We start from the raw sequence: 10,652 nt of genomic DNA on the forward strand, positions 1-10,652 counted from the left end.
ACCATCCAGGCCGAGCAGGACAAGGCGATCCGGGCGCCGGGCAAGGGCGTCGTGCTCATCACCGGCGGTCCCGGCACCGGCAAGACCGTGGTGGCGCTGCACCGCGTCGCGTACCTGCTCTACACCGACCGACGTCGCTACGAGGGCGGCGGCGTGCTGGTCGTCGGCCCCAGCGGGGTCTTCATGCGCTACATCGAGCGGGTGCTGCCGTCGCTCGGCGAGACCGCCGTGGCGCTGCGCTCCCTCGGAGAGGTCGTCGACGGCGTGAAGGCGTCTCGGCACGACGAGCCGGCGGTCGCCGACCTCAAGGGCTCGGCGCGGATGGCCGAGCTGATGCGCCGCGCTGCCCGGCAGCCGGTGCCGGGTGGGCCGACCGAGTTCCGGGTCTTCTGGCGCGACGACGTGCTGCGGCTGGACCGGGGGGGCCTGAGCCGGCTGCGGCGCCAATTGCTGTCCCACGGACCTCGCAACCGGCAGCTGCCTCGCGTGGTGGGCGCCCTGCTGGACGTGATGTGGCGCCAGGTTCGTGGAGCGCGCGGTCGCGAGCGCGGTCGCGAGGCGTTCGAGGACGAGATGCTCTCCCACCAGGAGTTCGTGGACTTCGCGATCGAGTGGTGGCCGCCGCTTTCGGCGACCGACGTGTTCGGCTGGCTGCGTGACCCCGAGATCCTCGCCCGGGTCGCCGAGGGCGTGCTGACGCCGGAGGAGCAGCGGCTGCTCTCCAAGTCGTGGGCGGACGACCCGGGCGCGGCTCCCTCGATCGAGGACGTGGCGCTGATCGACGAGCTGCGCTACGCGCTCGGCGACGTGCCCGCCCGGCACGGCGAGCAGCCCGACGACGAGCTCGTGGCGGAGGGTGCGGTCGACCTCCAGGAGCTGAGCACCGCCGCCGACCGGGAGTACGCCCCGACCGGCCGCGCCTGGGCGCCGCCCAGCCACCGGATCGAGGACGACGGCTACGCGCACGTGCTGGTCGACGAGGCCCAGGACCTGACGCCCATGCAGTGGCGGATGGTCGGCCGTCGCGGCCGCGCCGCGACCTGGACGATCGTCGGAGACCCGGCCCAGTCGTCGTGGCCCGAGCCCGCCGAGTCCGCCGCGGCCCGCGCCGCCGCCCTCGAGGGCAAGCAGCTGCACGAGTTCCACCTCTCGACCAACTATCGGAACTCCTCGGAGATCTACGAGAACGCCGCGGCGTACGCCGAGCGCGTGGGCCTCCACGCCGACCTGCCCACCGCCGTCCGCTCGACCGGGGTCCAGCCGCGGGAGGTGACCGCGGGGGAGGATCTGGAGCAGGTCACCCGGGCCGAGGTCGACGCGATGGCGGGGTCGGTAGCCGGCACGGTCGGCGTGGTCGTCCCGAATGCCCGGGTCGCCGACGTCCGCGCGTGGCTGGCCGGCCGGCTCGACGAGCGGGTCATCCTGCTCACCGGCCTGGAGACCAAGGGCTTGGAGTTCGACGGCATCGTCGTCGTACGACCGCAGGAGATCGAGTCCGAGTCCGCCACCGGCCGCGCCACCCTCTACGTCGTCCTCACCCGCGCCACACAACGGCTCACCACCGTCTCCTGACGTTGATTCGCGCGTCTGCGGCACTCGAGTCGTGTGGTTGCGGCGTGATCGGCCGCATCTCCGTTGCTCGACGGCCGCACGTCCACGACTCGACGGCCGCACCCACGCCACTCGACAGCCGCATGTCCACGACTCAACGGGGTGGATGAGACGTGAACGGTCGGCCCTAGGGTTCTCGACATGACTGGCGCCCGGGACGTGCGTGCTCTGCTGGAGGACATCCAGGGGTACGGCGCGTGGGCAGTGATCCGGCGGAAGGCCGAGCCGACGGCGGGGCTGGTCGGGGGGACACCTCGCGAGCTGGCCTCGATCCTCGACATCGCGCTCGAGGAGGGGGTGCCCGACCCGGGGCGCCGCGCGGACCGGCTGGCGGCCGTGCCGTTCCGGCAGGTCGCCGAGCGCGGCTTCGAGGCGATCGACGACGGCTCCCCGCTGACCGTGGTGGACGTCGAGGTCGAGCACGAGGTGGCGGTCGACGACCTGCTCGACGGACTCCCGGACGCGCCGATCGAGTTCGCCGACCGGGGCGGCTTCGGCGTCGACGACGAGGAGTACGGCGCGGTCGTCGAGCGGATCATCCGCGACGAGATCGGCCAGGGCGAGGGCGCCAACCTCGTGATCGGCCGCCACTACCGGGCAGTGGTCGCCGACTGGGACGCCGACCGCGCGCTCACCGTGTTCCGACGCCTGCTGGAGCGCGAGCGGGGCGCGTACTGGACCTTCTGCTTCTTCACCGGCGACCGGTTCCTGATCGGCGCGAGCCCGGAGCGGCACGTCAGCGTGCGGGGCGGTGACGTCCGGATGAACCCGATCAGCGGCACGTTCCGGGTCGGCGGGGTGGACGGCCAGGACGAGCTGCGGGAGCGGCTGCTGGACTTCCTCGTCGACGAGAAGGAGATCTTCGAGCTCTTCATGGTGGTCGACGAGGAGCTGAAGATGATGTGCGACCTGTGCCACGAGGGCGGCCAGGTGCTCGGCCCGTACCTCAAGCCGATGACCCACCTCATCCACACCGAGTACCTGCTGGCCGGCCGCAGCCACCGCGACCCGCGCGAGATCCTCCGCGACACGATGTACGCCGCCACGGTGACCGGGTCGCCGGTCGAGAACGCCTGCCGGCTGATCGCGTCGTACGAGACCGAGGGGCGCGGCTACTACGGCGCCGCGCTCGCGCTGTTCGGTCGCGACCGGCAGGGCCGGCACACCATGGACAGCCCGATCCTGATCCGCACCGCCGACGTCGATCCGGAGGGGAGGGTCAAGATCACCGCGGGTGCGACGCTGGTGCGCGACTCCGACCCGGCCTACGAGGTCGCCGAGACTCATGCCAAGGCGGGCGGCATCCTCAGTGCGTTCGGCCTGGTCCCGGCCGCGACCGTCCCTGCGCTCGACGTGGCCGGTCTCGCGCGGGACGAGGACGTGCTGCTCGCCCTGCACGACCGCAACCAACGGCTGTCGTCCTTCTGGCTCACCGACCAGGCGGGCGCCCCGCCGGACCCCGCCCTCCGGGGCCGGCACGTGCGGATCCTCGACGGCGAGGACGACTTCGTGAACATGCTGCGCCACGTGCTCGGTGTGCTCGGCCTGACCAGTGACGTGGTCCGGCACGACGCGTACGTCGAGGGCTGTCTCGACGACGCCGACCTGGTGATCGTCGGGCCCGGACCCGGGGACCCACGCGACGGGGACGACCCGAAGATGGCGACCTTCCGGTCCGCCGTCGGCCGACTGCTCGAGCGCCGGCAGCCGTTCCTGGCCGTGTGCCTGGGCCACCAGGCGCTGTGCCACCACCTCGGCCTCGACCTCGGCTACAAGGACATCGTGTTCCAAGGCACCCAGTCACCGGTGTCGATCGGCGGCAGCACCGAGCGGGTCGGCTTCTACAACACGTTCGTGGCGCGGGTCGACGCCGAGCTGCCGGAGGGCGTGACCGTCGAGACCGACGCCGGCTCCGGCGACGTTCACCTGGTGCGCGGCCCTCACTACCGCGGCATCCAGTTCCACGCCGAGTCGATCCTCACCGAGCACGGCTACGACCTGCTTCACGACCTCGTGTGCGAACTTCTCCAAACCTGAGCGGTACCTCCCGGCAACCGTTTACCGTCGACGCGCGTCTCTCCTGTGAGGGAGACACACGACGACGGGGTGCGAGATGCGGATGCGGGCAGGCATCGTGGCGACGGTGAGCGGCGTGCTGCTCACGTCGGGCTGCGTCGCGACCGCGGACGTGGGCAAGGAGCGGCCCGAGCGACCGCGCGTCGTGCAGGGCGACCGGATCGCGAGGGCCGAGCCCGAGCAACGGGCCCCCGGACGACCGGAACGTCCCAGCTTCGTAGTCGTGCTGATGGACGACTTCTCGCTGGATCTGCTCCCCGCGATGCGGCAGGCCCAGGTCATGGCCCGCGCCGGGGCGTCGTACGAGCACGCGTACGTCGTCGACTCGCTGTGCTGCGTCTCGCGCAGCAGCCTGTTCACCGGCCAGTACCCGCACCAGACCGGGGTGCGCACCAACACCGCCAACACCCCGAACCTGGTCGGCCCGCTCGGCGGGTTCGAGGCCTTCGAGGCCTACGGCAACCCGCAGCGGAGTGTGAACGTCCAGCTGCAGCAGGCGGGGTGGACGACCGGGCTGATCGGCAAGTTCCTCAACGAGTACTACCTGGGCGACGGCGTCGAGCTGCCTCCCGTGCCGCCGGGGTGGTCGAGCTGGCAGCCGGTCTTCCCCGACGCGTACGACGGCTGGGACTTCCACACGATGCGCACCGACGCCGACGGTGACGCGGTGGTCGAGCACGTCGCGGCACCGCCCGCCGAGGCGACCCGGGTCGAGAAGGACGCGGCCTACGCCGGGACCGTGATCGCCGACCGCGCGGTCGAGTTCGTGCGGCAGAACGAGCGACGCGACTCGCCGTACTTCTTGATGGTGACGCCGTTCGGCCCGCACTCACGCGTGCGGCCCGAGGGCCACTACCCGGGCGATCCAGGGTTCCCACCGGCGTTCGCCGACCGACCCGGGCCGAGGACCGCCGGCAACTGCGGTCCGGTCGCCTGCGGCGACCTCGACGCATCGACGCTGCCCGGCTTCGCCGACGACCAGACGGACAACGCTCCGGTCCGTGCTGACGGCTCGCTAGCTGCTCAGTGGCGGCCCGCCACGGTGGCGAGTCCGGACCCCGACGTGGCGACCTCGACGCTCCGGCAGCGCGCCCAGATGGTGCAGTCGATCGACCGGATGGTGGCCAGGATCCGCGCTGCGGTCGGCCCCGACACCTTCGTCGTGCTGACCTCCGACAACGGCTTCCACCTCGGCCGCTACGGGCTGGGGCAGGGGAAGGGTTCGCCGTTCGAGGCCGACGTCCGCGTGCCGCTGATCATCACCGGCCCCGGAGTCGTGCCGGGCGCGCGTGCGGAGGTCGTGTCGAACCTGGACCTGGCGCCGACCCTGGAGCGACTGGCCGGCCTGGCCCCTCCGGCCTACCGCGCGGGCACGTCGCTCGTGCCCACTTTCGACGACCCCGGGCGCTCCCGGCGCGACCACACGTTCTTCGAGCACACCTGGTCGAAGTCGCTCGGTCCGGACCCGGACGCGAGCTTCGCCGGCGGCAGCATCGACTCGATCCCGTCGTACGTCGCGGTGCGGAGCCGACGGGCACTGCTGGTGCGCTTCGACCTCGATCCGACCTGGGAGGGCGTCGACCACGCCTACGAGCTCTACGACTACGGATCTGTCGGCTGGGAACGCCGCAACGCCTACGGCGACCCGCGGCAGCAGTCTCGGGTCGCCCGCCTCACCGAGCTGCTCGACCGCTTCACCGCGTGCCAGGAGATCACGCTGGACCAGCCGGTCCCGCGCAGGTGTCGTGAGCTGACCCGCTGACGCTCGCCCGCCCGTGCTCGGCCAGTAGGTTGTGCCGGTGGCCGTCCCGGACGTCGTGGTCGTCGACCACCACGACTCCTACACCTGGAACCTGGTCCACCTGCTCGCCGAGGTGACCGGGCAGCTGCCCTCCGTCGTCCAGCACGACGAGGTCGGTGCGGAGCAGGTGCTGGCGCACGACTTCGTGGTGCTCTCGCCGGGGCCGGGACACCCCGCCCAGCCGGCCGACTTCGCGGTCGGACGCGAGGTGCTGCTGGCCGGTACCCGCCCGGTCCTCGGGGTCTGCCTCGGCATGCAGGGGATGATCACGACGTTCGGGGGGACCGTCGAGCGCGACGTACCCGCGCACGGTGAGGTCTCGTTGATCAAGCACGACGGCGCCGGCGTGTTCACCGGGCTGCCGCAGGAGTTCCGCGCGGTCCGGTACCACTCCTTGCAGGGGGTCGACCTGCCCCGGTGTCTCGAGGCGACTGCCACCACCCCCGGTTCGCGGGACGAGGGACCGAGGGCGCTGATGGGCGTCCGGCACGTCGACCTGCCGATCGAGGGCGTCCAGTTCCACCCGGAGTCGGTGCTGTCCGAGCACGGCGCAGCCATCGTCGCGAACTTCCTGGCCGGGGACCGATGAGCCCGCAGGGGGACCCGGCGGCGCACTTCCTCGACGTCGCGCGCGACCATCCGCGCTGCTTCTGGCTCGACGGCGGCGGTGCGCGCGAGTGGTCGGGGAACCAGTCGATCATCGGCTGGCTCGACGCGGACGACGTGTCGCTCACCTACGACGCGGCCGGCCGGCAGGTCACCCGCCACCGCGGGGGGCGGGCGGAGGTGGTCGGTGACGACGTGTTCGACGTGCTGGCTGCCGAGCTGGCTGCGGATCCCCGAGGCCAGTGGTTCGGCTACCTCGGCTACGCGTGTCGACCCGACCTGACCGCCCACCCCGGTGGACCGGTCCCCGACGCGGTGTGGCTGCGACCCGGCCGGGTCCGCCTCTTCGAGCACGCGTCGGTGCCGACCCCGTCGACTGGTCAGATACGGCAGGGTTCTTCGGCGAGTCGTCGCCGTTTGGACGCAAACGGCACGCCGGACGCCTACCGCACCGCCTTCGACCGGGTCCAGGAGGAGCTGCACGCGGGCAACACCTACGAGGCCAACCTCACCTACCGCGCCACGATCAGCAGCGGGCTGTCACCGCCGGAGGCCTACCTGCGGCTGAGGCGCCTCAACCCCGCGCCGTACGCGGGGTTCCTCCAGCACGACGTGGTGGGGTCCCGCGCGTGGTTGCTCAGCTCGAGCCCCGAGCGCTACGCCCTGGTGACCGACGACCGGATGCTCGAGACCAAGCCGATCAAGGGCACGACCCCTCGAGGCGAAACACCCGAGGAGGACGAGCGCCACCGCGCATCGTTGGCCGGAGACCCGCGGTTCCGGGCGGAGAACCTGATGATCGTCGACCTGCTCCGCAACGACGTCTCGATGGTGTGCGAGCCGGGGACCGTCACCGTGCCGTCGCTGATGACCGTCGAGTCCTACGAGAACGTCCACCAGCTCGTCAGCACCGTGCGGGGCAGGCTGCGCGACGACGTGTCGACGCTCGACGCGTTGCGTGCGCTCTTCCCGGCCGGGTCGATGACCGGCGCCCCGAAGCGACGGACCATGGAGATCATCGCCGCCGTCGAGCCCACTCCGCGCTCGGCGTACGCCGGGGCGTTCGGCTGGATCGCAGCCGACGGTCGCGCCGACCTCGGCGTCGTGATCCGCAGCCTCTTCACCGCCGGCGACGGTCAGTGGACGCTCGGGACGGGCGGCGGGATCACGGTGCACTCCCAGGTGGACGACGAGTACGACGAGACGGTCTGGAAGGCCGACCGGCTACGCGCCGTCTTCGACGACTGAGGGCTCCGGCTCCCGGACCCCGGGCAGCCGGACCGTCAGCCGAGCGCCTCCCGTGGGCGCCGCCCCGGCGGTGACGGTGCCGGAGTGCCGGTCGACGACCTGCGCGACGATCGCGAGGCCGAGACCCGAGCCGGGCATCGAGCGTGACTCCTCCGAGCGCCAGAACCGCTCGAACACGTGCGGCAGGTCGGCCTCGGCGATGCCGGGGCCCTCGTCGTCGACGGTCAGCTCCCCGTCGGCCAGCCGGACCCGGACCGTGCCACCCGGAGGACTCCACTTCGCCGCGTTGTCGAGCAGGTTCGTGACCGCCCGCTCCAGAGCGGGCGCCTCGCCGACGATCGTCCACGGCTCCACGTCCGCCTCGAACGCCAGGCCAGGTGCACGACGGCGGACCCGGGCCAGGGCGCGGTCGACGATGTCGTCGAGGTGGAGGGTCTCGACCGCCGTCGGCATCGGGTCGTCGCGTGCGAGCTCGACCAGGTCGCCGATCAGCGTGGTCAGCTCCTCGATCTGCGCCCGGACGTCGCCGAGCAGCTCGTTCCGAGCGGCGTCCGGCAGGTCGGACCCGGCCTGGGTGAGCAGGTCGAGGTTGGTGCGCAGGGAGGTGAGCGGAGTACGCAGCTCGTGGCCGGCGTCGGCCACGAGACGTCGCTGCCGGTCGCGCGACGCGGCGAGCGCGACCAGCATCGTGTTGAAGGCGCTGGCCAGCCGTGCGACCTCGTCGTCGCCCTCCACCGGCAGCGGCCGGAGGTCCTCGGTCTCGGCGATCGCCTCGACGGCCGCGGTGAGCCGACGCACCGGCCGGAGCCCGTTGCGCGCGACCGCCCACCCCGCGGCGGCCGCGCCGATCACGCCGGCCAGACCGAACAGCAGCATCACGACCCCCAGCTTCGCGAGCGTGCGTTGCTGCGACTCGAGCGACTGGGCCAGCACCAGCGCCTGCCCGGGGTCTCGTGCGGGAACGGTGACGACCCGGTACCGCTCGCCGTCGTCGGCGACGAGGGTCCGCACGCTGCGCGCCGACTCGCCGGCGGCCACGTCGAGCTCGGGCTGGCCGAGCCGCAGTGCCGGGAAGTCGTCGAAGGTGCGGTAACGGCCAGCGGAGGTGAAGTAGAGGATCCTGATGTCGGCTGCGCCGAGGGCCCACGAGGGCACCTCGACGTCGAGGGGCACGTCGTACGTCGCCACCTTCTGGGCGCGGTCGAGCAGCGACTGGTCGAGGGTCGACTGCATCTGCATCCGGACGGTCATGAACGCCGCGAACGCCACGAAGGCGACCGCGAGCCCCACCGCGAGGGTGGTGAGGATCGTGACCCTGCTGGCGAGCGAGCGCCGGTAGTGCCAGCGGCCGTTCGGCGTGGGGCCGGTCATGGTCCCTTGAGCACGTAACCGACGCCGCGCACGGTGTGGATCAACCGCGGCTCACCCGCGGCCTCGGTCTTGCGCCGCAGGTAGCCGACGTACACCTCGAGCGAGTTGGCGGTCGTCGGGAAGTCATATCCCCAGACCTCCTCGAGGATGAACGACCGCTCGAGCACCCGCCGGGGACGACGCAGGAACATCTCGAGCAGGGTGAACTCGGTGCGTGTCAGGTCGATCTGTCTGGTCCCCCGCCGCACCTCGCGGGTGGCGACGTCCATGGTCAGGTCGGCGAACTCGAGCACCTCCTCGTCCGCGTCCTCGGCGGGCACGACCCGGCGGAGCAGCGCCCGCAGCCGGGCGAGCAGCTCGGGCAGCGCGAACGGCTTGGTGAGGTAGTCGTCGGCGCCGGCGTCGAGGCCCTCGACCCGGTCGCCCACCGCGTCGCGGGCGGTCAGGACGAGGATCGGCAGGTCGTGTCCGGCCGACCGCATCGCCCGGGTCGCCTCGAGCCCGTCGAGCCGGGGCATCATCACGTCCATCACGACCACGTCCGGGTTCGTGGTGCCGATGTGGGCGAGCGCCTCGGCCCCGTCGGACGCCAGCGCGACGTCGTAGCCGTTGAACTCCAGGGACCTGCGCAGCGACTCCCGCACCGCCCGGTCGTCGTCGACGACGAGGACGCGGGGGCGGGCGACGGCAGGCACGGCCCTACTGTGCCAGCCCAGCCTGAGTCCAGCCTGAGCCCGCGCTGAGAGCGACGCTCCGCGTCAGGTGTACGAGCGGGCGACGTGTGCAGCGCGCGCGCCGTACCCGCCGCCGAAGTGGCAGGCGTGGACGAGCAGGGGGAAGAGCTGGTGGATGCCGACCCGGTCGCGCCAGCCGTCCGCGAGCGGGTGCTCCGCCTCGTAGGCGTCGAGTATCCGGTGCAGGTGGGGGAGCCCGAAGAGCGACAGCATCGCCAGGTCGACCTCCCGGTGGCCGCCGTACGCCGCCGGGTCGATCACCCAGCACTGGCCGTCCTGTCCCCACAGCACGTTGCCGTTCCAGAGGTCGCCGTGGAGCCGAGCCGGCGGCTCCTCGGGCACCAGCACCGGGAGCCGCCCGACGAGGGACTCGACGGCAGCGGCGTCCTCGTCGCTGATGGCGTTCCGGTCGCGGGCGAGCTTCAAGTAGGGGAGCACCCGGCGGGTGGCGTAGAACTCCGGCCAGGTCGGGGCGGTCCGGTTGGGCAGCGGGAGCCGGCCGATGTATCCGTCGTGCTCGGCCCCGAACGCCGCGGCGCCCGCTCGGTGGGTGCGCGCCAGCGCCTGGCCGAACGCGACCGCGGCGTCGACCGTGGTCTTGCCGGGCTCCACCCACCGGAGGACGAGGCACTCGTGGTCGTGGCCGAGCAGGTCGGGGACGGCAACCCCGCCGTCGGCGGAGGCCTCCCCCAGCCAGGTGAGCCCCCTGGCCTCGGCGTCGAAGAACCCCTCGGGTGCCTGGTGGAAGGTCTTCACCAGCGCCGTGGTGCCGTCGCTGGTCCGGATCCTCGTGGCGGTGGAGATGTCACCGCCGGCGACCGGTGCGGTCGCGATCACCGCGGAGCCGATCAGCTCCTCGGCTCGCTTGGCGATCAGCGGCAGCCGGGTCATGAGTGTGCGAGCTCCCGATCGAGCGCGGCGACGAGCCCCCTGCTGGTGCGCTCGACCATGCGCAGCACCTCCTCGTAGTCCGAGAGGTCACCGTAGTACGGGTCGGGCACCTCACCGCCGGGTTCGTCGGGGTCGAAGGTGCGGAACAGCATGGTGCGCCCACCGGCACCGCCGACGGCCTGGACGTTGCTCTCGTCCATGGCGAGCACGAGGTCGTGCTCGTCGAGCCAGGACGGGTCGAAGGTGCGGGCACGGTGGCGGGTCGCGTCGTACCCGGCCGCCGTCAGGGTGGTGGCGGCCCGGTCGTCCATCGG

At 72.3% G+C, this 10,652-nt stretch carries 8 protein-coding genes and 1 pseudogene; 5 read left to right on the forward strand and 4 right to left on the reverse strand.

Features of this window, described 5'->3' with window-relative positions:
- The 5 genes from VFZ39_RS18240 to VFZ39_RS18260 form a co-directional block, all read left to right on the forward strand.
- On the forward strand, window positions 1-1,572 hold a 1,572-nt coding region (locus VFZ39_RS18240; RefSeq protein ID WP_330867222.1), incomplete at its 5' end, for a HelD family protein.
- A 180-nt stretch (window positions 1,573-1,752) separates the two neighbouring features.
- Window positions 1,753-3,648: an anthranilate synthase family protein gene (locus VFZ39_RS18245; RefSeq protein WP_330867223.1), complete on the forward strand. Its 1,896-nt coding sequence runs from the start codon at window positions 1,753-1,755 to the stop codon at window positions 3,646-3,648.
- Window positions 3,649-3,724: 76 nt separating this feature from the next.
- Complete coding sequence (locus VFZ39_RS18250) at window positions 3,725-5,449, forward strand: sulfatase-like hydrolase/transferase (protein ID WP_330867224.1); 1,725 nt, start codon at window positions 3,725-3,727, stop codon at window positions 5,447-5,449.
- A 37-nt stretch (window positions 5,450-5,486) separates the two neighbouring features.
- The gene (locus tag VFZ39_RS18255) at window positions 5,487-6,077 is read left to right on the forward strand and encodes an aminodeoxychorismate/anthranilate synthase component II (protein WP_330867225.1); all 591 of its coding nucleotides are present in this window, start codon (window positions 5,487-5,489) and stop codon (window positions 6,075-6,077) included.
- On the forward strand, window positions 6,074-7,342 hold the full coding sequence (locus tag VFZ39_RS18260; protein WP_330867226.1) for an anthranilate synthase component I family protein: 1,269 nt from the start codon (window positions 6,074-6,076) through the stop codon (window positions 7,340-7,342). The genes VFZ39_RS18255 and VFZ39_RS18260 overlap by 4 nt, the downstream gene beginning before the upstream one ends.
- Here the strand turns inward: VFZ39_RS18260 and VFZ39_RS18265 are convergent.
- From VFZ39_RS18265 to VFZ39_RS18280, 4 genes and pseudogenes are all read right to left on the reverse strand, one after another.
- Entirely contained in the window at window positions 7,319-8,713 is a 1,395-nt protein-coding gene (locus VFZ39_RS18265; protein ID WP_330867227.1) for a HAMP domain-containing sensor histidine kinase, read from the reverse strand. The genes VFZ39_RS18260 and VFZ39_RS18265 overlap by 24 nt on opposite strands.
- On the reverse strand, window positions 8,710-9,408 hold the full coding sequence (locus tag VFZ39_RS18270; protein WP_330867228.1) for a response regulator transcription factor: 699 nt from the start codon (window positions 9,406-9,408) through the stop codon (window positions 8,710-8,712). Before VFZ39_RS18270 ends, VFZ39_RS18265 begins: the two co-directional genes overlap by 4 nt.
- Before the next feature lie 63 nt (window positions 9,409-9,471).
- The gene (locus tag VFZ39_RS18275; protein ID WP_330867229.1) at window positions 9,472-10,338 is read right to left on the reverse strand and encodes a fructosamine kinase family protein; all 867 of its coding nucleotides are present in this window, start codon (window positions 10,336-10,338) and stop codon (window positions 9,472-9,474) included.
- A pseudogene (locus VFZ39_RS18280) lies at window positions 10,335-10,652 on the reverse strand (low molecular weight phosphotyrosine protein phosphatase); the annotation flags it as partial. The gene VFZ39_RS18275 and the pseudogene VFZ39_RS18280, both read right to left, overlap by 4 nt.

It is taken from the genome of Nocardioides sp., assembly GCF_036374615.1.
Classification (GTDB): domain Bacteria; phylum Actinomycetota; class Actinomycetes; order Propionibacteriales; family Nocardioidaceae; genus Nocardioides.